A 23,426-nucleotide genomic window follows, 5' to 3' on the forward strand; every position below is an offset into this window, starting at 1 on the left:
AGAAATTAGCGTGACCCGACCGTTCGAAGGCGTGAAGATTCTCGACTTCACGCAGGTGCTGGCTGGGCCCTATGCGAGCTACCAGCTCGCGCTGCTCGGGGCCGACGTCATCAAGGTGGAGCGGCGCGAGGGCGAGGATATGCGCCGCACGCCGTTGAGCCGGGAATGGGCCGAGCGTGGGCTGGCACCGGGCTGGCAGGCGATCAACGGCAACAAGCGCAGCCTCACCCTCGACCTCTCGAAGCCGGAGGCGATCGCCATCGTCAAGCAGCTCGCCGCGCAGGCCGACGTGGTGATGGAGAACTTTCGTCCCGGCGTGATGGACAAGCTCGGCATCGGCTACGCCGCGCTGTCGGCGATCAATCCGCGGCTGATCTACTGCGCCATTTCCGGCTTCGGCCAGACCGGCCCCGAGCGGCTCGGCGCCGGCTATGACGGCAAGATGCAGGCGCTGTCAGGCATCATGTCGATTACGGGCCACGCCGAGACCGGGCCGACGCGGGCGGGCTTTGCCGTCTGCGACGTGCTGTCGGGCGCCACCGCGGCCTTCGGCGTGTCGAGCGCGCTGTTCCAGCGCACCCATACCGGCAAGGGCCAGCTGGTCGACGTCTCCATGCTGGAGGCGACGCTGGCGTTCCTGTCGGGCCAGGTGGCGGATTACTCGGTCGCCGGCCATCGCCAGCAGCTTTCCGGCAACCAGGCGGTCAGCCGCCGGCCGACGGCCAATCTCTTCAAGGCGGGCGCGGGCTATCTGCTGCTCGCCGTCAATAGCGAGAAGCAATACATCGCCTTGATGACGGCGCTTGGCCGTGCGGACGCGCTGGAGGACCCGCGCTTCGTCGATTGGTTTGCCCGCCAGGAGAACGAGAAGGCACTGCGGGCCATTATCGAGGAGGCGCTGTCAAGCAAGGACCCGCGCGAGTGGGAGAAGATACTGGAGGCCGCGGGCGCGCCCTGCGCCAGCATCTGGAAGGTCGAGGAAGTCATCGACCATCCGCAGATCGCGGCGCGCGGCGCCATGCAGGAGATCGAGACGCCCTATGGCCGCCTGCGCTTTGCCGGCAGCGGTTTCCAGCTCGCCCATGGCGGCGGCCGGCTCGACCGGATGGCGCCGGCGCTTGGCGCCCATACCGAGGAGGTGCTGGCCTCGCTCGGCTATGATGCGAAGGCGATCGCGGAATTGCGGGCGCGCGAGGTCGTCTAAAGCGTGATGGGATTAGGTTCTATTGCGACCACGAAGAAGGTGCGGCTCCCTCTCCCGCTTGCGGGGGAGGGCCGGGGTGGGGGTGTCTCCGCGGGTCACACTGCCCGAGTGGAGAGAGCCCCCACCCGGCGCTTGCGCCGACCTCCCCCGCAAGCGGGAGAGGTGAAGCGCGTCCGCTGCCAAACCTAACCAATGCACTAGCGGCGCGGGAGGTCCGGTTCCTGTCCCGTTTTGGGGTCACCCGCGCATGGCGACCCTGCGCCAAGCCGCTTTGTGCGGCCGGGCTTCCCGTCTAAAAGACGCCTTTCCCGATCCTAGAAGGATAGATCATGCCCGCCTACCGCTCTCGAACCACGACCCATGGCCGCAACATGGCGGGCGCCCGCGGCCTCTGGCGCGCCACTGGCATGAAGAACGAGGACTTTGGCAAGCCGATCATTGCCGTGGTCAATTCGTTCACCCAGTTCGTGCCCGGCCACGTGCACCTGAAGGACCTCGGCCAGCTCGTCGCGCGCGAGATCGAGAAGGCGGGCGGCGTTGCGAAAGAGTTCAACACCATCGCGGTCGATGATGGCATCGCGATGGGCCATGACGGCATGCTCTACAGCCTGCCGTCGCGCGAGATCATCGCCGACAGCGTCGAATACATGGTCAACGCACATTGCGCCGACGCCATGGTCTGCATCTCGAACTGCGACAAGATCACGCCCGGCATGCTGATGGCCGCGCTGCGGATCAACATCCCGACCGTGTTCGTCTCGGGCGGGCCGATGGAATCGGGCAAGGTCAATCTTAAGGGCAAGATCCGTGCGGTCGACCTGATCGACGCCATGGTCGCCGCCGCCGACACCAGCGTCAGCGACGCGGATGTCGAAGTGATCGAGCGCTCGGCGTGCCCGACCTGCGGCTCGTGCTCGGGCATGTTCACCGCCAATTCCATGAACTGCCTCACCGAGGCGCTCGGCCTTGCGCTGCCCGGCAACGGCTCGGTGCTGGCCACGCATGCCGACCGCAAGGGGCTGTTCGTCGAGGCCGGCCATCTGATCGTTGACCTCGCGCGGCGTTATTACGAGCAGGATGACGACACCGCGCTGCCGCGCACCATCGCCAACTTCAAGGCGTTCGAGAACGCGATGACGCTCGACATCGCCATGGGTGGCTCGACCAACACGGTGCTGCATCTCTTGGCGGCCGCTTACGAAGGCAAGGTGCCGTTCACCATGCAAGACATCGACCGGCTATCGCGGCGGGTGCCGGTGCTGTGCAAGGTGGCGCCGTCGGTGGCCGACGTGCATCTGGAAGACGTGCACCGCGCCGGCGGCGTGATGGCGATTCTCGGCGAACTCGACCGCGCCGGGCTGCTGAACCGCGGCCTGCCGATGGTTCACAGCAAGACGCTGGAGGACGCGCTCGGCCGCTGGGACATCGTACGCACCAAGAGCGAAAGCGTCCGCAAATTCTTCACGGCCGCGCCGGGCAATGTGTCCACCCAAGTCGCGTTTAGCCAGGAGCGCCGGTTCGAGGAGCTCGATACCGACCGCGCCACGGGCTGCATCCGCGACGCCGAGCACGCGTTCTCCAAGGACGGCGGCCTCGCGGTGCTCTCCGGCAACCTCGCGCTCGACGGCTGCATCGTGAAAACCGCCGGCGTCGATGAGAGCATTCTGAAGTTCGAAGGACCGGCGCGGATCTTTGAAAGCCAGGACGCCGCGGTCGAAGGCATTCTGGGCGGCAAGATCAAGGCCGGCGACGTCGTCGTGGTCCGCTACGAGGGCCCGCGCGGCGGTCCCGGCATGCAGGAGATGCTGTATCCGACCAGCTATCTGAAATCGAAGGGGCTCGGAAAGGTCTGCGCGCTGATCACCGACGGCCGCTTCTCCGGCGGCTCCTCGGGCCTGTCGATCGGCCACATCTCGCCGGAAGCCGCCGAAGGCGGCCTGATCGGGCTGGTGGAGGATGGCGATGTCATCAAGATCGATATCCCTGCGCGTTCGATCAGCCTCGTGGTCGATGATGCGACGCTGGCGAAACGTCGCGAAGCCATGCTGGCCCGCGGGGCGGAGGCATGGAAGCCCGCCAAGAAGCGCAGCCGCAACGTGTCGATGGCGCTGAAGGCCTATGCGGCGCTGACGACCAGCGCAGCGCGTGGCGCAGTGCGCGTCGTTCCGGAGTAGGTCTTGTAGGATGGGTAGAGCGAAGCGAAACCCATCATGCTTCGGCGATCGGGATCGATGGGTTTCGCTTCGCTCTACCCATCCTACGAAGAAGCTACATCAGCACCTTGACGCCGCCGAGTGCGGTCACCCGACCGCGCTTGAGCATCACGATCTGCGTCGCGAGCTGACGCAGCTCGGCCGCGTCGTGGCTGACATAGACCATGGGGATGCCCTCGTCGCGCAGCCGCACCAGGTAGGGCAGGATTTCCTCCTTGCGGCCTTCGTCGAGCGACCCCAGCGGCTCGTCCAGCAGCAGCAAGCGTGGCTTTGACAACAGCGCGCGGCCGAGCGCGACGCGCTGACGCTCGCCGCCGGAGAGTTTTCCGGGTCGGCGATCCAGGAGGCCGCCGATGTCGAGCAGGTCCGTGATGCGCGCAGACTGCGCGGCATCTTCCGCAAGGCCGTTCATGCGCCGGCCGTAGTCGAGGTTCTGCCGCACGTTAAGATGCGGAAACAGTCGCGCGTCCTGAAACACGTAGCCGATCCGGCGCCGGTGCGGTGGCAGATGGACGCCTTTCGACGTGTCATCCAGCGTTTCGCCGTCGAGCGCGATGATGCCGCGGTCGGGCCGCAGCAGGCCCGCGATCATGTTGATCAGCGAGGTCTTGCCGGCGCCTGATGCGCCGAACAGGCCGGTGACGCGGCCCTGGCTTTCGAACGAGGCTTCGAGCGAGAACTCGCCGAGTTGCTTGGTGACGTCGACGCGCAACATGGTCAATTCCCGTGCAGGCGTTTGGTCGCGCGCCGCGCGAACCATTCGGATGCGATCAAAGCGCCCATCGCGATCACGGTGGAAACGACAACCAGCCGTCCTGCCGCGGCGTCGCCATCCGGCGTCTGGATCAGCGAATAGATCGCCGACGAAATGGTCTGGGTCTCGCCGGGAATGTTGGAGACGAAGGTGATGGTGGCGCCGAACTCGCCGATCGCCTTGGCAAAGCCCAGCACCATGCCGGCTAATACGCCTGGCAGTGCCAGCGGCAAGGTGACCGTCGCAAATACTTTCCACGGTGGTGCACCGAGAGTGCTTGCAGCCTGCTCCAGACGGCGATCGATCGCCTCGATCGAGAGCCGGATCGGTCGCACCAGCAACGGAAACGACATGATGCCGCAGGCGAGCGCGGCTCCCGTCCAGCGAAACGCGAACACAATGCCGAGATGGTCGGCGAGCCATGCGCCGACCAGGCCGCGACGGCCGAAGGTCAGCAGCAGCAAATAGCCGGTGACGACCGGCGGCAGCACCAGCGGCAAATGGACCACGGCGTCGAGGATCGATTTGCCCCAGAATTCACGCCGCGCCAGCAGCCATGCCAGCGCAACGCCGAACGGCGTCGCCACCAGCGTTGCGATGATGGCGACCCGCAGCGACAGCAGGATGGCGGTCCATTCGGCCAGCGAGATTTCGAACATCAGGTTGACGGGCTGACGAGGAATTTGAAGCCGTATTTCTCGAGGATGGTCTTTGCTGCCGTCGAACGCAGGAAGGCGAGATAATCGGAAGCCCCCGGCTTCGCAGTCGTCGTCGCCGCTACCGGATAGATGATCGCGGGATGGGAATCGGCCGGGAAGGTGCCGACGATCTTGACGCCGGGCTCGATCTTGGCGTCGGTGGCATAGACAATGCCCAGAACGGCCTCGCCGCGCGCCACCAGCGTCAGCGCGGCACGCACGCTTTCGGCCATCGCAAATTTCGGCTCGGCGGCCTGCCATGCGTCAAGCTTCTCCAGCGCCGCCTTGGCGTATTTGCCGGCGGGTACGGATTTGACGTCGCCGGTGGCGATCCGGCCATCGCCCGCGAGCCTGGCGAGATCGAGGCCGGGGCCGATGTTCACATTGTCGGTCTTGGAGTTCTTCGGCGCGATCAACACGATGCTGTTGCCGAGCAGATTGACCCGGCTCGATTCATTGATGGTCTTCCTGGAGGTCGCGTAATCCATCCAGTCGGTGTCGGCAGAGATGAACACGTCGGCTGGTGCGCCCTGTTCGATCTGCCGGGCAAGCGCCGAGCTGGCGGCGTAGCTGACGGTGATCTTGGCTCCGGTCTTCGCGGTATAGGCGGCGTCGATCTCGTCTAGCGCGTTCTTCATCGAGGCCGCGGCAAACACCGTCAGGGATTTTTCCTGCGCGGCGGCGGGTGAGGGGGTGGTTGTTAGTGATATGGCGAAGGCCAGGAAAAGGCCGGCAAGACGATTCATCGGGCGCTCCATGCATGTTGCGAGCGGCGGTTGCCGCGCGCAAAACAGGCGTTGGTTGGGTGAGACGACCGTCGGAAGCGCCGTTCCGTGATCCCTGGTGGACTTGCGGTCGATCGGGATGTCGCCAGCCCTGACAATATCAGGATGGGGGCAGAGGTAAAGGCGGCTGCACCGCGTTGCAAGGTGCCGTCGGGCCGGCTTGCCGTACCGTTAATGATGATGGTGTCGCTTGTGCCCGCCGCTGCCGTAGCCGCGCAATTCCGCATATTTTGTCATTTGCGACGGGGTCAAAATGCGCCCCGTCGACAGATGATATTTCAGATGGGTCTCGCGCAGTATCCCCTGCGTGGCGGCGACGGCCGCGGTGGACGCTTTCAGGCTTTCCGGCGTGACGGTGCGGGTCGCAAACTGCTTGTCCAGTTCGGCTTCCTGCTCGATCAGCCTGGCGCCAAGCGGCATCGCCTCGGCCTTCATGGAATCGAACAGGCGCTGCATGCTGGCGCGCTGCTCGGTGGAGAGTTCGAGCTTGTCGGCGAGTTCGAGAACGTGCAACGGCCCCGGATAGCCGTTCAGTTCGGCCGCGAGCGCCAGGCCCATTCCGCGGCCGGCGCCGAGGTCGGCAATCTGCTGCTCGGATAGCGCCTTGATCGAGCGTGTCTGCATCCCCGCGTAGGGCGTTTGTGCATGCACGCTGGTGACGAAAGCGATGGATGCGATCACGGGCCAGATCTTCATCGATATTCTCCAGTGGGTCTGTTCGCTTACATCGTCAGTGTTTTGCATCAGGGGCGTTCAGCACCGCCTTGCAGGCCGGCGGCAGCGACGCCATCGTCATCGGCGGCTTCGGTTTTGGCGGCACTTTCGGCGGCTTCGGATGCAGCACCGCATCGCTGAACCAGTAGGCGAGATCGGCAGGTTGGCAACCTTCGCCCTCGTTCGGCTCGGGTTGGCTCTCGCATTCGCCGGCGCCGGGCGGGCATCTGATGCGGATGTGGAAGTGATAGTCATGGCCGTACATCGGGCGCACCTTGTGCAGCCAGTATCGGTCCCCCTTGGCCTCGCGACACAGCGCCTTCTTGATCGCGGCATTGACGAAGATGCGCTGCACGCTGGGCTCCTGCGCGGCGGCGCGGATAACGGCAAGATGCGTCGGCGTCCAGGCGTGCGGATCGATGTCGAGCCGATCGTTGCGCACCATCATCACCGCCGACATCTCCTCGCGCTCGTTGCGCGATAGTTGCCGGTTCGGCATCGGCGTCAGCCAGATGTCGGCATCCAACCCCACCTGATGGCTGGCATGTCCGGTAAACATCGGCCCGCCGCGCGGCTGCGACATGTCGCCGACCAAGATGCCCGGCCAGCCGGCATCTCGCCGTGCCCTTGCTGCCAGCCGTTTCACCAGCGCGACCAGATCGGGATGGCCCCAGTAACGATTGCGCGACAGCCGCATCACCTGCCAATTGTCGCCGTTGATCGGCAACCCTTCCGCGCCCGAGATGCAGCCATGGGCGTAAAATCCGTGCACGCGCGTCGGCATGGCCGCCGGCAGCAGCTTGCGGCCGAACAGCTCCTTGGCGGCGACATTGGGATCGTTGGGGTTGGCAAGCGGCGGCAGCGGCTTCGGATTGACCGTGCCCTTGTCCTGCGCCCATGCGCTGGCGGCATGGGCGGCGGCGATCAAGGTGATGAGCGGGATCAGAATCAGGCGAGGGTTCATCGGATCACTCTATTCACACCTAAGTAGCATGAAACGGGCAACAAGGGACAAGCGCGGCAAACACAATGGCCCGGCCCCGCACGGCCACGGCCCACGCGCGGGAACAAGATTAACCCGGATTCGCGGCGCTTCTACGGTTGTCATTCAATCTACAAGGCGCCTCGCATGGCTGCGTCAGGCTGCATCCCACGCGTGCGGCGTTTGTTGGCGTTGTTCCAACGCAACACACGCATCGAAATAAACCAGAGCGGGACAATCATCTCGGACGATCCCGCTCCAGCTTCCGCTCTTGAGTTCTGTTTACCCTCGTGCCTGTAACGCCAGCCGGATAGATCTCTCAACCGGCGAATAATCGCCGTCGGGTCGCGCAAGCCTGAAGGGCTTCGCCGGGTGCAGCGGCGGTTGCGCCATGAAACGTGGCGCAGAACCCCGGTGCATCTGCGCGGCGTGAACGAGGAACGGGTGGCACAAATAGACCGTACCGGCCTCGCCGGTCGCCAGTACCTCGGGCCGGCCGCTTCCCATCGTATCCGGTATGAAATGCGACATGCCGGCCTCGCCGGCCGGTTCGAGATAGCGCGCCATATCCAGATGCGAGCCCGGCCTTATTCGGGTAGGCGCATCGGACTCTCCCACATCGGAGAACAGGAACAACATCAGCAGCGCACGCCCACGGGACGTCACGTTCACGCGCCAAGCGGCGTAATCAGGGTTGTCGGCGCTTGTGTGCTCCGCCGGGAAGCTGACATCGACATGCCAGCCGGCATCGCCGGGATCGCGCGGGCTCGGAAACCGCACCGGGAAAGTTCCGAGGTCGGCCCGCGGCCACCAGCGTCCCCGTCCGACAAGCTGGTCGAAGGCCGTATGAAGCTGCGGGGTGTTGACGGCTTTCCTGAACGGTTCGTCGCCGTAGTAACCGAGGCGGATCACGGGCTCAGTCCACGTCGCGGGATCGTCGGGATCGCAGGGCAGATCGCGCCACAGAATGGCGCGCCCCTGTTCGGCAAGCTCGCGCGGAAAGGCGTGATCGATCCGAACGAAGCCGTCTTGAATGAACTGCTCGATCTGCGCGTCGCTGAGCGCGCGCACTTGTTTGCTGGCAGGCATGAAAATCCTCTTATCGCTGGGCAAGCGGCCATGGCCTGCGCGAAGCAGGAGCGGCCGGACTGTTTCTGTCGAAAACTTCCGCCCGCCTGAGCGGGCAACGCGGTCAGCGCGCGAGGAAGTAGACCGAAGCGATATGGGAGGTACGGATCATCATGGCATACGCAGTGTAGCAAACCGGCCGCCGGCGTTCAACGCCGCCGCGCTCATTGCAACTCGATGTTAGCGGACTTGATCACCGCGGCCCAGCGGTCGATTTCCTCGCGCATGTAGGCGGACGACTTGTCGACCGGGCCGCCGAAAATTCCGGCGGACAATTTCTTGAGCTGATCCTGCACCTGCGGCTGGCGCAACGCCTCGTTCACATCGGCATTGATCTTGTCGACGATGTTTTTCGGCGTCTTGGGCGGCGCGACGATGCCGTACCAGGCGACGGCTTCGAAGCCCGGCAGTGTTTCTGATATCGTTGGGACGTCCGGCAGCGTGGGGAGTCGTTCGGATGAGGCTATTGCAAGCAATTTCAATTTGCCGGCCTGAACAAGCTCCAGCGAGACGCCGAGATTGTCGAACATGACGTCGACGTCGCCGGCGACAAGCCCCTGCAGCGCAGGCGCCGAGCCGCGATAGGGAATATGCCGAAGCTTTACCTTCGCCATCAACTGGAACAACTCCGACGTCAGATGCGAGGTCGTGCCGTTGCCCTGCGTGGCGCAGATGGTTCTGTCGGAATTGCCTTTCAGGTACTCGATCAGCTCGGCCACGCTCGATGCCTTGATGTTGGTCGGATTGACGATCAGAGCGTTCGGCACCTTGGCCATCACGATAACAGGCTCGAACTTCGTCGGATCGAAGCCGAGCCTGGGGTACAGATTGTGATTGATCACGAGCGGCGGCGGAGGCGACGAGAGCAGGGTGTAGCCGTCGGGCGCCGAATGATAGACCTGTTCGGCGCCGATGTTTCCGGCGGCGCCGGTGCGGTTTTCGATCACCACCGGCTGGCTCCATTTGCGTGACAGCCAGTCAGCAATAATCCGTGGAATGGCATCAGCCGTTCCGCCGGCGGGAAAGGGAACGACGATCTTCACGGGGCGGTCCGGATAGTCCGCGGCTGACGCATGCGCGGAAAAATGCGCGGCTAAGGCCAGAACCAGCGGCAGCAGCGCCAGTTTACGGCAGACGGCAAGCAGCGCTGGCATGGAGCCATGCATTGAAACTCCTCCCGCTATCGTTCTCCGTCCGGTCTGACCTGCCGGCGCCGGTACTTGGTGTTTGCAGCAAGGGAGGATAGCTTGAACGAGCAAGCTTCCGAAACATTTTCCGTGTGGGACGATGACGCAGCAGCTCACTGTCGTGATCATTGGAGGCGGAATCGGCGGATTGTTCGCCGCCAACGCGCTGATCGCGCACGGCTTCAAGGTTACCGTCTACGAGCAGGCGCCCGCGCTCGGCGAGGTCGGGGCAGGGGTTTTTTTGACACCCAACAGCGTGCGACAATTGCAGCGGGTGGGTCTTAGAGATCAGGTGGAACGTTGGGGGGCCAGGGTCGGCACAGGCTCTCACTATTTTCGCCACGACGGCGCGCCGATCGCGCCGGTTCAGGTGACGGACTCGGCCGGCTGGAATGCGACGTTCGGCATGCATCGCGCTGATATGGTCGATATCCTGGCCGGCGCCTTGCCGCCCGGCGTGGTGCGCACGGGCCATCGCGGCACGGGCTTCGAGCAAGCCGGTGAAGTTGCGCGCGTGACATTCTACAATGGCGCCGTCGCCGAAGGCGACGTCGTGATTGCCGCTGACGGCATCCACTCGGAGCTCCGGCGTTATGCGGCGCCGCCGTCCCGGCCGGTCTTTCACGGCTCCGTCGCCTATCGCGGCGTGCTGCCGCATCAGCCTGGCCGACCGATCGCTGGCAGATGTGGCTCGGCAAGGGAAAGCATTTCCTCTCCTTTCCTGTCCGATCGGGCGAGCTGATCAACTATGTCGGCTTCGTGCCGGCCGATGCGGAAATGAAGGAATCCTGGTCGGCGCCCGGAGACCCCGACGTGCTTAGTCGCGAATTCGACGGCTGGGACCCGCGCATCGGGATGTTGTTGAGCGAGGTCGACAAGACATTCCGCTGGGCGCTGTATGATCGCGAGCCACTGCCGATCTGGACGCGCGGCCGGCTGACGTTGCTCGGCGATGCCGCGCATCCGATGCTGCCGCATCTCGGCCAGGGCGCCAACCAGTCGATCGAGGACGGCATGGCGCTGGCAACCATTCTGGCGCGGGCGACGCGCGCCAATGTGCCGGCTGCGCTGTTGGCTTATGAGCGGCTGCGGCGCGAGCGCGTGGCGGCGGTCCAGCGCGGCGCGCGCGAGAACGGGATGCGCTACGACTCATCCTACGCCGATCTCGGCGTTCGCGATGCCGAGATATCAGCACATGCGGCGTTCCGCAGGCGGCTTTACGACCACGATGTCGTACCGGAAGCACAGGCGGCGGCAATCTCTCTGGGCTGAACGGGCGTTGCACGCGATCACATTAACCGTGCAATAACCTTCCCGGCCACTGAAGGACATTCATGCAGACGCGCGGCTTTTCGCGCATTCCTTGTGCAGTCGCCGCGCGAGCCGCTGTGCTCCGGCGGCCACACGGCGAATTTGCCTCTTGTATCTGCGACGCGCATCGAGGTCACACACGCAAGGCGTGTGTATGTGCTTTCTATCGGACGGCGTATCTAAACGTGCGATGGGAGTTTCTACGACAAGAGATACCTTTTTTTCAGATACTTGTCTGAAAACTTTGCACGCAGAGTGCGAATAGAGCGTGGTAATGCCGAAGAAGAAGCCAACAACAGCCGGAAAACCGAAGAAGTCGATTGTCCGTTTTCCCGGCCGGCCGGCAAAGCCCGCTGCGAGGCTGTCAACCAGCCGCCGAGATGGCGGCATCATCGGCCTGTCCGTCGACATCACCGAGTTGAAACAGCGCGAGGCGTCGTTCCGGCTGCTGTTCGACAGCAATCCGGTTCCGATGATGGTCTGCGCGCAGGGTGACGAACGAATCCTTGCCGTCAACGACGCCGCGGTTCAGCATTACGGTTACAGCCGCAGCGAATTCGAGAAGCTGACGATCCGCAACCTGCAAGCGTTCGACGTCGAGCCGCCATGGGCCGGCGAGCACGCCGGCGACGAGCGCGCGGCCCACGCCTGGAAGCATGTCAGGGCCGACGGCGAACTGATCGATCTGGCGATCTATTCGCGCCAGCTCGTTTACGGCGGCCGGTCCGCGGTCCTGCTCGCGCTGATGGACACCACCGAACGCAAGCGCGCCGAGGCGCGGCTGACGTTCATGGCCCAGCATGACGGCCTGACCGGACTGCCGAACCGCAATTTGCTACGTCAGCAGATGGACGACATCCTGCTCCACACGCGCCGTAACGCCGAGAAGGTGGCGGTGCTCGTGCTCGGCCTCGACCACTTCAAGGCAATCAACGATACGCTTGGCCATGGCGTCGGCGACAAGCTCCTGCGCGGCGTCGGCAAGCGATTGCAATCGATGCTGCGCAAGGACGATGCATTGGCCAGGCTCAACTCCGACGAATTCGCCATCGTCCTGACCGGCGTGACACGGCCCGAGGATGCGGTGTTCATGGCGAGGCGCCTGCTCGACGCGATCGGCGATCCCTATCTGCTGGACGGGCACTCGATCGTGATCGGCGCCAGCATCGGCATCGCGATGTCGCCCGGCGATGGCGATGAATCCGAGAAGCTCCTGAAGAATGCCGACCTCGCTCTGTCGCGCGCCAAGAACGATTCCCGTGGCACGTTCTCGTTCTTCGAGGCCGGGATGGACGCGCGCGCCCAGACCCGCCGCAAGATCGAAACCGAGTTGCGCGAGGCCGTCCAGGGCGATGCGCTGCGGCCCTATTACCAGCCGCTGGTCGACCTTTCGAGCGGGCGCATCACCGGCTTCGAGGCGCTGGTGCGCTGGCCGCATCCCGAGCGCGGCATGATCTCGCCGGCCGAGTTCATTCCCGTGGCGGAGGAGACCGGTCTGATCAACGCCGTCGGCGGCTTGATGCTGCGCCGTGCCTGCATGGACGCAGCGCAATGGCCCGACGACGTCCGCGTCGCGGTCAACCTGTCGCCGCTGCAGTTCCGCGTCGGCAATCTGTTGTCGCTGGTGGTGGATACGCTGAAGCAGTCCGGCCTGCCGGCAAAGCGCCTGGAGCTCGAGATTACCGAGACGCTGCTTCTGGAGAAGAGCAGCGAGGTGCTGGCGACGCTGCATGCGCTGCGCGCGCTCGGCGTTCGTATCTCGATGGACGATTTCGGCACCGGCTATTCCAGCCTGAGCTATTTGCGCAGCTTTCCGTTCGACAAGATCAAGATCGACCAGTCCTTCGTGCGGGATCTGGCCGCCAACCCCGACGCGCAGGCGATCGTGCGTTCGATCATCAGCCTCGGCAAGGGCCTGGGCGTCACGATCACGGCCGAAGGCGTCGAGACCGAGGCCGAGGTGAGTTGCCTGCGCAATGAGGGTTGCCACGAGGGCCAGGGTTTCCTGTTCAGCCGCGCGCGGCCCAATGGGGAGATCGTGAGCCTGTTGCAGACGCAGGGCAACTGGAGCGCAGCGGCGGGCGCGGCGCTGGTGGCGTGAGGCCACGGTAGGGGCCACGTCATTGCGAGGAGCAAGCGACGAAGCAATCCATGCTTCCGCGTGCGTGGAGAGACGGATTGCTTCGCTTCGCTCGCAATGACGAGGATGGTTATCTCGCCACTTTCCGCTTCCTCGTGTGATACGTCAGCGCCAGCGCCACGCAGTGGCGCAGCGCTTTCTCGGGGAGCTTCTCGCCGGCATCGAGCAGAATGGCGCGGTTGCCGCTATAGCTCAGCTCCGGATAAAGCTCGCGAAAGGTCTCGACCAGATCGGTCTGGCAGTGGAAATAAACCGCGTAGCGGCCGGCTTCCGCCTTCACCTGGTCGATCCGGATCGTGCTGCCGCTCTTGCTCTCGGTCGTGAGATAGCTCGGCTGCCCCCATTTCAGCGTCTCTTGCAGCGCGCCGACGCCATCGGTTGTCTTGGCAGTATCCAAGATCAGCCGGCGCAGCGCCAACAGCCTCGCCTTGATCGGACTGGGATAGGCGCCGAAGACGACTTCCACCGCGGAATTCGCAGCCACACTCGATGGCTTCCCGGCGCTACGCTTTGCCGCCTTCTTCCGTGCCGTAGCTTTCATGAAGGTCCGCGCACCCTGCCTGGAGCTGTCGCGCGCAGCCTAGAGCAGGATGCAAACCGGCGGAAGCGAAAACGAAACGCCTATCTCCGTCGCGCGGTCTTGCGCGTGCCTGTCTTGCGTGCGCTGGATCGTGTCGTCTTGCGGGCGCTGGACCTTGCCGCGGCCTTTCGCTTGCGCGTGGCGGCTGCTTTCTTCGCCGAGCGTGATCGCGCCGCAGCCGGCCGGCGTGCCGCGGCCTTGCCGCCGCGCGGCCCACCGATTCGGCCGCCCTTCTTCGCCGCGACATTGGTGTCCTTCACGCCGCGACCGGAGCCGCTCTTGTTGCCGCCGCCGGTTTCCTTGTTGACGGTCGCCCAGGCACGCCGCTCGGCTTCCTTCTTGCCGATGCCGCGCTTCTCATAGCCTTCCTCGATATGCTCGGCCTTGCGTTTCTGCTTGTTGGTGTAGCTCGATTTGTCTCCGCGGGGCATGGGTCATCTCCCTCGCTGTTACGGTCGCCCATGAGGCGCAACGCATGGCGCGCGTGCGGGTTCCGACACGAGAGCGGTGCTGTTCAAACGTATCGGTTGCCGATCACCGCATCGTCGGTGGCGCGTCGAGATTGCCTGACAGGATCGCCTTGCCGGCATCTTCATAATGCGCGTCGCGGCCCTGGATCTGTTGCGCGATTGCATGCATGTCGCGAAAGCGGCGCTCGAACCTGTTGGCGTTGAACACGGCGGTGGCGCCGGCCATGCGATAGGCGGTGTCGACCACGGCGGCCGATTGATGGATGGTCCAGGTAGCGGCGATGCGCAGCGCGATGCGATGCGCTTCCGTGATGGCCTCGCCGCGTGAAAGATCGCGCCAGACTTCAGCGGCGGTCGCATAGAGATAGGCGCGGGCGGCGCGCCATTGCGCCTCGGTGCGGCCGATCAATCCCTGCACGGCATTGTTGTCGCGCATCGCCTTCAGTGCCTGCGGGGTCTTGGCGCGGGCAAGGTCGATCGCCGCGTCAAGCGTGGCGCGGGCGACGCCGAGCGAGGTTGCTGCAAAGCCCATGCCGAACGCCATGTTGGTGGAGAGCTTGTACAGCGGGCCGCTTTCGCGCCGGGCTACCGGCTCGTCGCGAAGCGCTGCGAACTTTTCCGGGATGAACAGATTGTCGACCGAATAGGAATCGGTGCCGGTGCCCCGCAGGCCGATCACGTCCCAGACGTCGTGCATCGTAGCGCTGGTCACCGGAAACAGGATGGTGCGAATTTCGGGCGAGCCGTCCGGCTTGCGTCGCGGCGTGCCGTCGGCCTCGACGACGCGGACATGGGCGCCGAGCCAGCTCGCCTGCCGCGAGCCGGAGGCAAAATCCCAGCGCGCGCTGGCCTTATAGCCGCCGGGAACCGCGTGGACTTCATGATTGATCGCGCCCCAGGCGAGAATGCCGGGCGCGACATTGAAGATTTCGTTGGCCGCATCGGGATCGAGATAGGCCGCCGTCATCGCGCAGACGCTGCACTGGCCAAGGCACCACGCGGTCGAAGCGTCGGCTTTTGCCACCTCCTCCTGCATCTGCATGAACGCTTCAAGCGAAGCCTCGGCGCCGCCAAAACTCTTTGGCAGCAGCGCGCGGTAAAGCCCGTTCTCGATCAGCGCCGCCGTTACCGCCGGCGTCAGCCGCCGCGTCCGCTCGATCTCGTCGGCCTCGCGCAGGATCAATGGCGCCAGTGCCCGCGCGCGTTCCACGAGGTCGATCCCGGGCTGCCTGTTCATGCGTTTCCTCGCATTCTCTTGTTCTTTCGTGTCCGCAATCGTGACCCATCGGCCACCGCCGATCAAGCCGGCGCGCCGGTATGGCATGGCTTGTGCTGATAGCTACAACCGCAGGTGCGTCACGTCGAGGAATGGGTTACAGTCGAGGTGGAGCAGGGGAGCTGAAAATGGCAGATATCAGCCTTTTCGAACCTGAAGATCTCAACAATATCCCGACCTTCCGGGCCGCCTATTCGGATCGCACGGCGTTGCTGATGGCCAAGCTGGCCTATCGCGCCTACAACGATTTCGACGTCGACGATGCGACGTTCAAGACGTTCAGCACGGATTTGTGCAAGCAGGGATTTGTCGACTGCCGCGCCCTGATCGACCGCGATGTCGGCACGGCAGGATATATCGTGGAAGGCAACGACATCATCGTCGTCGTATTCCGGGGAACCGAGAACGAACTCGATTGGAAAACCAATGTGAACGCTCGATTCGTTGCGCTGCAAGGCGGTACGCGTGTTCACACGGGCTTCTTTCAGGCCTACTGGCCGATCCGTGACGCCATGTTCGAGGTCGTCAAGCGCGTCATCAAGGCGAAGCAGCGTCCGATCTACATTACCGGCCATTCGCTCGGCGGGGCGTTGGCGCTGATGGCCACGGCGGAACTGGCCAATGACGAGGATGCGACCGTGCGCGATTGTGTTGCGGCCTGCTATACGTTTGGCTGTCCGCGCGCAGGCGACGCCTCCTTCGACGTGTACGTCAAGGCTCCATTGTATCGAATCACCAACGGTGTCGATCTAGTGCCGGCAGTCCCTCCAGCCATCCTTGGCTATCGTCACGTCGGCGACACCCGGTATTTCGGAAAAGTTGGCATTGCCCCGGTGCGGCGGTCGCCGAACTGGCCACAGAAGATCTGGCGTACGATCTGGGGCCTGGTTGCGCTGGTCAGGACCGGAAAATTTCAGAACATCGCCGACCACAGCATGACGATCTATGTCGGAAAGCTGGATGCCTGGGCAAAGGTCAATCTCAAGCAGACGCAAGACAGGCGCGAAGTAACGGCCGACCCGGCGATCGCATCAAAGGCATAGCCAAGTTGTTGTCGGCCTCGCGTGGGCTCACGCCGCCGCGCGTTCGAGATCGAGCGACGATTGCGGCGGCCGCTTCGCCGACGGGAAGCTCAGCGCCACCGCGACGGCAGCCATACCGATGGCGAAGGAGCCGACAAAGAGCCAGTTGTAAGCGTGGAAGGTATCGAACACCCAGCCGCCGGCCAGCGGCCCCAGCGCCATGCCGAGGCTGGCAAAGGCGGAGACGGCGCCGAACATGCTGCCCATGATGCGCACGCCGAAATATTCGCGCACGAGCACGGCGTAGAGCGGCATCACGCCGCCATAGGCGAGGCCGAAGACCACCGACAGCGCATAGAATTCGCCGAGTTGGCCGACCGCGAGGTAGGTGGCGATCGACAGCGCCTGCACGAACAGGCCGCCGACCAGAACGTGCTTGGCGCCGAAACGATCGGCCAGCACGCCGAGCAGCAGCCGGCCGCCGAGACCGGAAAACCCGGCGAGGCTGTAGACCGTGACCGCGGTCAGCGGCGCGATACCGCAGACCATGGCGTAGCTGACCAAGTGGAAGATCGGCCCGGAATGCGCCGCGCAGCAGGCGAAGTGGGCGCCTGCCAGAATGACGAATTGCGGTGTTCGCAAGGCCTGCGCGACGGTCCACTGCCCGTCGGGCGCATCGGTTCCATTTGCAGCCTCCGGCGTTGAAGGCTCCGGCGGCTGTCGCACCAGCAAGGAGGCCGGAATCAACAGCACCAACGCGGCGATGCCGATCACCAGCATCGCCGTGCGCCAGTCATAGGACGCGATCAGCCAGCTTGCGAACGGAGCGACGGTGAGCGGCGATACACCCATGCCCGCCGACACCAGCGCCACTGCAAGGCTGCGACGCTGCTCGATCCAGGCGCTCGCGGCGGCCACCATCGGCGCATAGAAACTGCCGGCTGCAATGCCAATCAGGACGCCGAACGCAAACTGGAACTGCCACAGGCTGGTGGCCTGGCTCGCGCCGATCAGGCCGGCGCCGAGCAACAGCGTGCCCGAGAGCACCACGATGCGGGTGCCGAACCGGTCGGACAGGTTGCCCCAGAAGAACGCCGCCAGCCCCATCGCCAGAAAGTCGATCGTCGCGGCCGCCGAGATACCGCTACGCGACCAGCCCATGTCTTGCGAAATCGGCTGCAAGAACACCGCGAGCGACAGCATCGACCCGAACACCACGCACGTCATCAGCGCACCAACGCCGACGACGACCCAGCCGTAGGAAGACCCGGCGGACTTGCCCATGCGATTCCCCGCTCATTTGTCGTTCTGGTCTGAGCGGGGGAGATGGTGGCCTATTCGCTGTCGCGGGGCAAGGAGGGGGCGGGAATGCCTCTTACCTGGATTTCGCCGGTTCGAATGAATTTGGCAAGCACCGCACTGATCACGCGCGCCGCGATGATGGCGTCGTGCCGCTGATTTGCCCGACGTGTCAAATGGTTTCGCAAGATGCGCAGCACGACGGCAGTCGTCGGTTACTTTGCATGGGGTTGTTTTCGGTATTTTTGTTGTCCGGTGACGGAAGCTTCAGACCGAACTCGCTCTCATGCTCTGGCGCTTGAGCTTTTCCCTCAGCTATCCACCTTCAGCGCGGCAATAAACGCTTCCTGCGGGATGTCGACCTTGCCGAACTGCCGCATCTTCTTTTTGCCTTCCTTCTGCTTCTCCAGAAGCTTGCGTTTGCGGGTGATGTCGCCGCCGTAGCACTTGGCGGTGACGTCCTTGCGCAGCGCGCGGACGGTTTCGCGGGCGATCACCTTGCCGCCGATCGCGGCCTGGATCGGGATCTGGAACATGTGCGGCGGGATCAGTTCCTTCATCTTCTCGACCATGGCGCGGCCGCGGCCTTCCGCGCGGGTTCGGTGCACCAGCATCGACAGCGCATCGACCGGTTCGGCGTTGACGAGGATCTGCATCTTCACGAGATCCGCCACCTTGTAGTCGGTCAAATGATAGTCGAATGAGGCGTAACCCTTCGACACCGATTTCAGGCGATCGTAGAAATCGAACACGACCTCGTTGAGCGGCAGATCGTATTTCACCATCGCGCGGGAGCCGACGTAAGTCAGCTCCTTCTGCGCGCCGCGGCGGTCCTGACACAGCTTCAGCACGCTGCCGAGATATTCGTCCGGCGTGAGGATCGTCGCCTCGATCCACGGCTCCTCGATGTCGGCGATCTTGACGACATCGGGCATGTCGACGGGGTTGTGGATCTCGATCTCCTGACCGTCGGTCAGGTGCATCTTGTAGATCACGCTCGGTGCTGTTGCGATCAGGTTGAGGTCGAACTCGCGCGACAGCCGCTCCTGAATGATTTCCAGATGCAGCAGTCCCAGAAAGCCGCAGCGGAAGCCGAAGCCGAGCGCCGCCGAGGTTTCCATCTCGAAGGAGAAGCTCGCGTCGTTCAGCCGCAACTTGCCCATCGCCGCGCGCAGCGTTTCGAAGTCGTCGGCGTCGACCGGGAACAGGCCGCAGAACACCACAGGAATCGCCGGCTTGAAGCCCGGCAGCATCTCGGTGACTGGCTTCTTGTCGTCGGTGATGGTGTCGCCGACGCGGGTGTCGGCGACTTCCTTGATCGCCGCGGTGATGAAGCCGATCTCGCCGGGGCCGAGTTCGTCGACCTGCTGCATCTTCGGCGTGAAGAAGCCGACGCGCTCGACGTCGTAGGCCGCGCTGGTGCCCATCATGCGGATGCGCTGGCCCTTCTTCATGGTGCCGTCGACCACCCGAATGAGTACGACGACGCCGAGATAGACGTCGTACCAGCTATCGACCAGCAGCGCCTTCAGCGTCGCATCCCGGTCGCCCTTCGGCGGCGGCAGGCGGGTGACGATCGCTTCCAGCACGTCGGGCACGCCAAGGCCGGTCTTGGCCGAAATCATCACGGCGTCCGACGCATCAATGCCGATCACGTCCTCGATCTGCTGCTTGACCTTGTCGGGCTCGGCAGCCGGCAGGTCGACCTTATTGAGGACGGGCACGATCTCGTGATTGTTGTCGAGCGCCTGGTAGACGTTGGCGAGCGTCTGCGCTTCCACGCCCTGGCTGGCATCGACCACGAGCAGCGATCCCTCGCAGGCCGCCAGCGACCGCGAGACTTCGTAGGCGAAGTCGACATGGCCGGGCGTGTCCATCAGGTTGAAGATGTAATCCTTGCCGTCCTTGGCGCGGTAGTTCAGCCGCACCGTCTGCGCCTTGATGGTGATGCCGCGCTCGCGCTCGATATCCATGGAATCGAGCACTTGTTCCTTGCCCGCCATTTCGCGGTCCGTCAGCCCGCCCGTCATCTGGATCAGGCGGTCGGCCAGCGTCGATTTGCCATGGTCGATATGGGCGACGATGGAGAAGTTGCGGATGTTGGAAATGGGCGTGGTTGTCATGGGGCGCGGGATAGCATTCACGCCCCGGTGCGGCAACCATCTTGCTGTATTTTAAGGGGGTTTCTTCACGCCAAGCTGATTCCACTCGGCCCCAAAACACGCTACGGAATGGGCCATGTCGACTGCATCCATTTCGCCCACGGCCGCGCGCGGCAAGCGTTTTCCATCGATCCGGCGGCTGGCGGCGTGGCTGGCGTCGCATGCCAGCGACCCCAAGGCCGGTCTGTGGCTGGTGATCGGCCTTGCCGTGGTCCACGCCGTGCTGTGGACGCTGATTCTGGTCAACCTGAAGACCGGGCAGGACGTTCATATGGACGTCGCGGAGGCCTTCGCCTGGGGCCAGAAGTTCCTGCTCGGCTATGGCAAGCACCCGCCGCTGTCCGGCTGGGTTGCCGGCGTCTGGTTCATGCTGTTTCCGGTCACCGACTGGTCAAGCTATGCGCTGGCGATGACGACGTTGGGCTGCGCGCTCGTGATCTGCTGGTGGCTGGCGCTGCGCGTGGTGGATCATCGCCGCGCGTTCTTCGTCGTGGTGGTGCTCGCGCTCTATCCGATCTTCAATTTCAAGGGCTTCAAGTACAATCCGGATCTGTTGCAGCTCGTCACGCTGCCGCTCGTCGTGCTGGCCTATCTCGATGCGTTCGAAAAGCGCAGCATCAAATCCGGCGTGTGGCTCGGGCTTGCCGGCGCGCTGGCGCTGATGACCAAATACTGGGCGGTGACCATGATCGGCGCCATCGGTCTTGCCGCGCTGATCCATCCGCAGCGCCTGCAGTTCCTGCGCTCGCCGGCGCCATGGGTCGCGATCGTCACGCTCTTCGTCGCGATGCTTCCGCATTTGATGTGGCTGAAGCAGGTGGACTTCGTCCCGTTCATCTACGCTGGCGACACCTATTCGCTGACCGACCGCGCGATGATCGACGATCTCGCGCTCGGATATGTCTTGCATAATCTCGCGTTGCTGGCCTTGCCGGTGGTGCTCGGCGCGATCGCGCTGATGTGGCGGCCGTGGCGTTTGACGCCGTTTCCGTTCCTGGCGCGCGGCGCCAATTCAGGCGTGAACACGTCCCAGGCGCTCAATGTCTGGATCATCCAGGCGGTGGTGGCGATCGGGCCGCCGCTCGGCGCCGTGACATTCCATGTCTACATCAAGACCGACTGGGGCATTCCGCTGTTCTTCCTGACGCCGCTCGCGCTGGTCGCGATATCAGCGGTGCGGGTCCGGAAAGTCGCGCTGATGAACCTGACGGCGACCTGGCTGGTGATTTCGCTGATCGTGCTGGCGGCATCGCCCAAAATTGTCGCCTATGAACTCAGTGAAAAGCGCACGGCAGGCGCGACCTACCGGGCGCGCTCCGAACTCGCCCGCGAGCTGACGGAAGCCTGGCATACCCGCTTCCGATCGCACTGGCCGGTGGTCGCCGCCTATACCGATACCGGCCAGCCCGTCACCTTCTACAGCCCCGATCATCCGGCGCCGCTGACGCCGGATGAGCCGTGGTCGTCGGGCCTGACCTCGCTCGAAGAGGCGAAGCGATCCGGCTTCATCGGCATCTGCGAAACCGGCGACTGGAAGCTGGAAAAATGCGAGGCATGGATGAAGACCCATGCCGCCAATGCCGAGCGCATGGTGATGACCACGCGGCGATTCTTCCTAGGCATGCCCGGTCCCGCGACAGCCTGGAACATCTTCATCGTGCCGCCGGCCAAATAGAAGCGACCAACCAAGAAGCGTGAGGGCGAACGCATGAATCTCGATCTGACGGACAAGACAGCGCTGGTTACCGGCTCGACCCGCGGCATCGGGCTTGCAACGGCGATTGGCCTTGCGCAAATGGGCGCGGAGGTGATTGTCAACGGGCGCGAGCAGGCTACGGTTAGCGAAGCCGTGGCAAAAGTCCGAGAGGCTGCGCCCTCGGCCAAGGTGCATGAAGCGGCGTTCGATCTCGGCCATGCTGCGGGCTGCGGCGCGCTGGTGGCGCAATTCCCCGACGTCGACATCCTCGTCAACAATCTCGGCATCTATGAGCCAAAGGGATTCTTCGAGATCGAGGATGCCGATTGGTCAAAAATGTTCGAAGTCAATGTCATGAGCGGGGTGCGGCTGACGCGGCATTATTTGAAGCGGATGCTGGACAACAAGGACTGGGGCCGCGTCGTGTTCGTCTCCAGCGAATCCGGCGTGTTCATTCCGAAGGAGATGGTGCATTACGGTTTCTCGAAGTCGGCACAGCTCGTCATCGCGCGCGGCGCAGCCGAGACGACCAAGGGCACCAACGTAACCGTCAATTCGGTGATGCCCGGCCCGACCTGGGTCGAGATGGCGCCGGTTCGTCTGGCCGCACGCGCGAAGGCCGCGGGGACGACCGTCGACGACCTGGTCTCGCGCACCTTCAGCGAACGCCGCCCGGCCTCGCTGTTGCAGCGCTATGCCAAGCCGGAAGAGGTCGCCAATCTGATCTGCTACGTCTGCTCAAAAGCCTCGAGCGCCACCAACGGCGCCGCCCTGCGCGCCGACGGCGGGATTGTTACGAATCCGTTTTGATTTTCTCTCCCGCGCCCCGCTCTTGCGGGGTCGAGCGAGCGAAGCTCGCTCTTAGAGGGTTGGGGTGAGGAGCTCTCTCCGCGATACTGGTGCGAGTTGATAGACTGGCACCTCCTTGCCCGGATCGCATCTGTCGATGCGATCCGACCTCTCCCCGCAAGCGGGGCGAGGTAAGAAGAGCCGTCAGGTCTCTCGCTCACACGCCTTCTTCGTTGAATTTGTCGGCGACCAGCGCGGCGATGGCGTCGACCGCCTGCTGCGCCTCTGGGCCGGTCGCGGAGACCGTAACAGTGGTTCCAGGCCCAGCCGCCAGCATCATCAAGCCCATGATCGAGGTGCCGCCGACGGTTTCACTGCCGCGGGTCACCCAGACCTCGGCGTTGAAGCGCTCGACCATCTGGACGAACTTGGCCGAGGCCCGCGCATGCAGGCCGCGCTTGTTGATGATGAGAAGTTCCCGCGAAATCGCGCCGGCAGGCACGCCGGACCCGAGTTCCTTTTCGGGCGCGGCGTCGTCGCTCATTTGCCGGCGAGCACGCGGCTGGCGATGGTGACGTATTTGCGCCCGGCTTCCTGCGCCATGGCGATGGCATCGGGAAGCGAGCGCTCTTCGCGCACCTTGGCAAGCTTGACCAGCATGGGAAGATTGATGCCTGCGAGCACCTCCACCTTCGGGCGGCTCATGCAGGAAATCGCCAGGTTGGAAGGGGTGCCGCCGAACATGTCGGTGAGGATGGCGACACCATCGCCGCTGTCAACGCGATTCACCGCTTCAATGATGTCGCTTCGACACAGATCGGAGTCGTCTTCCGCTCCAATCGTGATGGCTTCGATTTGTTTTTGCGGACCCATGACATGTTCAAGCGCCGCCTTGAACTCGTCGGCAAGGCGCCCATGGGTCACAAGCACTAGACCAATCATCGGAAACTCCTCGCGGGTGCTTTTTGGTGCACCGCACGAACGCGCCACTTTGACCATCCAGAGGCCCCGCGCAA

22 protein-coding genes are annotated in these 23,426 nt (G+C 64.0%); 8 read left to right on the forward strand and 14 right to left on the reverse strand.

The annotated features are described in order from the left end of the window. Positions 1–10 precede the first annotated feature (10 nt). Together ACH79_RS13405 and ilvD are read left to right on the forward strand one after the other, a co-directional pair. A complete protein-coding gene (locus ACH79_RS13405) occupies positions 11–1,204 on the forward strand; it encodes a CaiB/BaiF CoA-transferase family protein (protein WP_161851446.1) in 1,194 nt (397 codons plus the stop codon). A gap of 329 nt (positions 1,205–1,533) precedes the next feature. Next, positions 1,534–3,378: a dihydroxy-acid dehydratase gene (gene ilvD, locus ACH79_RS13410; RefSeq protein ID WP_161851447.1), complete on the forward strand. Its 1,845-nt coding sequence runs from the start codon at positions 1,534–1,536 to the stop codon at positions 3,376–3,378. 94 nt (positions 3,379–3,472) lie between these two features. Here ilvD and modC read toward each other — a convergent pair whose 3' ends face one another. The 7 genes from modC to ACH79_RS13445 form a co-directional block, all read right to left on the reverse strand. Beyond that, positions 3,473–4,132, reverse strand: a complete 660-nt coding sequence (gene modC, locus ACH79_RS13415; protein ID WP_161851448.1) for a molybdenum ABC transporter ATP-binding protein — start codon at positions 4,130–4,132, stop codon at positions 3,473–3,475. A 2-nt stretch (positions 4,133–4,134) separates the two neighbouring features. Further along, positions 4,135–4,830: a molybdate ABC transporter permease subunit gene (modB, locus tag ACH79_RS13420; RefSeq protein ID WP_161851449.1), complete on the reverse strand. Its 696-nt coding sequence runs from the start codon at positions 4,828–4,830 to the stop codon at positions 4,135–4,137. Further along, the gene (gene modA, locus ACH79_RS13425) at positions 4,830–5,615 is read right to left on the reverse strand and encodes a molybdate ABC transporter substrate-binding protein (protein ID WP_161851450.1); all 786 of its coding nucleotides are present in this window, start codon (positions 5,613–5,615) and stop codon (positions 4,830–4,832) included. Before modA ends, modB begins: the two co-directional genes overlap by 1 nt. A 210-nt stretch (positions 5,616–5,825) precedes the next feature. After that, positions 5,826–6,350 carry a Spy/CpxP family protein refolding chaperone gene (locus ACH79_RS13430; RefSeq protein WP_161851451.1) on the reverse strand — a complete coding sequence of 175 codons (525 nt, stop codon included), beginning with the start codon at positions 6,348–6,350 and terminating at the stop codon, positions 5,826–5,828. Positions 6,351–6,384: 34 nt separating this feature from the next. Further along, the gene (gene mepA / locus ACH79_RS13435; protein WP_161851452.1) at positions 6,385–7,332 is read right to left on the reverse strand and encodes a penicillin-insensitive murein endopeptidase; all 948 of its coding nucleotides are present in this window, start codon (positions 7,330–7,332) and stop codon (positions 6,385–6,387) included. A gap of 300 nt (positions 7,333–7,632) precedes the next feature. Further along, positions 7,633–8,439, reverse strand: a complete 807-nt coding sequence (locus tag ACH79_RS13440; protein ID WP_161851453.1) for a phytanoyl-CoA dioxygenase family protein — start codon at positions 8,437–8,439, stop codon at positions 7,633–7,635. Positions 8,440–8,642: 203 nt separating this feature from the next. After that, positions 8,643–9,644, reverse strand: coding sequence for a tripartite tricarboxylate transporter substrate binding protein (locus ACH79_RS13445; protein ID WP_161851454.1), 1,002 nt, complete (start codon positions 9,642–9,644; stop codon positions 8,643–8,645). Positions 9,645–9,765: 121 nt separating this feature from the next. Between ACH79_RS13445 and ACH79_RS44745 the strand changes: the two genes are divergently transcribed. The 3 genes from ACH79_RS44745 (at position 9,766) to ACH79_RS13455 (ending at position 13,077) form a co-directional block, all read left to right on the forward strand. Then, positions 9,766–10,407, forward strand: coding sequence for an NAD(P)/FAD-dependent oxidoreductase (locus ACH79_RS44745; RefSeq protein ID WP_202639236.1), 642 nt, complete (start codon positions 9,766–9,768; stop codon positions 10,405–10,407). Continuing rightward, positions 10,350–10,937 (forward strand): FAD-dependent monooxygenase, encoded by a 588-nt coding sequence (locus ACH79_RS44750; RefSeq protein WP_202639237.1) that lies wholly within the window; start codon positions 10,350–10,352, stop codon positions 10,935–10,937. The genes ACH79_RS44745 and ACH79_RS44750 overlap by 58 nt, the downstream gene beginning before the upstream one ends. 313 nt (positions 10,938–11,250) lie before the next feature. Next, positions 11,251–13,077 (forward strand): bifunctional diguanylate cyclase/phosphodiesterase, encoded by a 1,827-nt coding sequence (locus tag ACH79_RS13455; RefSeq protein ID WP_246738522.1) that lies wholly within the window; start codon positions 11,251–11,253, stop codon positions 13,075–13,077. 109 nt (positions 13,078–13,186) lie between these two features. On the opposite strand, the gene ACH79_RS13460 is transcribed toward ACH79_RS13455, so the two are convergent. The 3 genes from ACH79_RS13460 to ACH79_RS13470 all read right to left on the reverse strand — a co-directional run bounded on the left by ACH79_RS13460 (position 13,187) and on the right by ACH79_RS13470 (position 15,403). After that, positions 13,187–13,600, reverse strand: a complete 414-nt coding sequence (locus ACH79_RS13460) for a DUF1801 domain-containing protein (protein WP_246738523.1) — start codon at positions 13,598–13,600, stop codon at positions 13,187–13,189. A gap of 137 nt (positions 13,601–13,737) precedes the next feature. Beyond that, positions 13,738–14,127: a hypothetical protein gene (locus ACH79_RS13465; RefSeq protein WP_161851456.1), complete on the reverse strand. Its 390-nt coding sequence runs from the start codon at positions 14,125–14,127 to the stop codon at positions 13,738–13,740. Between the two features lie 103 nt (positions 14,128–14,230). After that, the gene (locus ACH79_RS13470) at positions 14,231–15,403 is read right to left on the reverse strand and encodes an acyl-CoA dehydrogenase family protein (protein WP_161851457.1); all 1,173 of its coding nucleotides are present in this window, start codon (positions 15,401–15,403) and stop codon (positions 14,231–14,233) included. 167 nt (positions 15,404–15,570) lie between these two features. On the opposite strand from ACH79_RS13470, the gene ACH79_RS13475 reads away from it, so the two are divergent. Further along, the gene (locus ACH79_RS13475) at positions 15,571–16,485 is read left to right on the forward strand and encodes an Mbeg1-like protein (protein WP_161851458.1); all 915 of its coding nucleotides are present in this window, start codon (positions 15,571–15,573) and stop codon (positions 16,483–16,485) included. 27 nt (positions 16,486–16,512) lie between these two features. On the opposite strand, the gene ACH79_RS13480 is transcribed toward ACH79_RS13475, so the two are convergent. Then, positions 16,513–17,748 carry an MFS transporter gene (locus tag ACH79_RS13480; RefSeq protein ID WP_161851459.1) on the reverse strand — a complete coding sequence of 412 codons (1,236 nt, stop codon included), beginning with the start codon at positions 17,746–17,748 and terminating at the stop codon, positions 16,513–16,515. A gap of 326 nt (positions 17,749–18,074) precedes the next feature. Continuing rightward, entirely contained in the window at positions 18,075–19,886 is a 1,812-nt protein-coding gene (lepA, locus tag ACH79_RS13485; RefSeq protein ID WP_161851460.1) for a translation elongation factor 4, read from the reverse strand. Positions 19,887–20,001: 115 nt separating this feature from the next. Here lepA and ACH79_RS13490 point away from each other — a divergent pair, with 115 nt between their 5' ends. Together ACH79_RS13490 and ACH79_RS13495 are read left to right on the forward strand one after the other, a co-directional pair. Beyond that, positions 20,002–21,600: a glycosyltransferase family 39 protein gene (locus ACH79_RS13490; protein ID WP_161851461.1), complete on the forward strand. Its 1,599-nt coding sequence runs from the start codon at positions 20,002–20,004 to the stop codon at positions 21,598–21,600. Positions 21,601–21,633: 33 nt separating this feature from the next. After that, positions 21,634–22,431, forward strand: coding sequence for an SDR family NAD(P)-dependent oxidoreductase (locus tag ACH79_RS13495; protein WP_161851462.1), 798 nt, complete (start codon positions 21,634–21,636; stop codon positions 22,429–22,431). Between the two features lie 196 nt (positions 22,432–22,627). On the opposite strand, the gene ACH79_RS13500 is transcribed toward ACH79_RS13495, so the two are convergent. Both ACH79_RS13500 and ACH79_RS13505 read right to left on the reverse strand, forming a co-directional pair. Then, entirely contained in the window at positions 22,628–22,954 is a 327-nt protein-coding gene (locus ACH79_RS13500; RefSeq protein ID WP_161851463.1) for an HPr family phosphocarrier protein, read from the reverse strand. Next, positions 22,951–23,352 (reverse strand): PTS sugar transporter subunit IIA, encoded by a 402-nt coding sequence (locus tag ACH79_RS13505; RefSeq protein ID WP_024339151.1) that lies wholly within the window; start codon positions 23,350–23,352, stop codon positions 22,951–22,953. The genes ACH79_RS13500 and ACH79_RS13505 overlap by 4 nt, the downstream gene beginning before the upstream one ends. Between the last annotated feature and the right edge of the window lie 74 nt (positions 23,353–23,426).

Origin of the sequence: Bradyrhizobium sp. CCBAU 051011 (assembly GCF_009930815.1) — a bacterium.
In the GTDB taxonomy this organism is placed as follows: Bacteria; Pseudomonadota; Alphaproteobacteria; order Rhizobiales; family Xanthobacteraceae; genus Bradyrhizobium.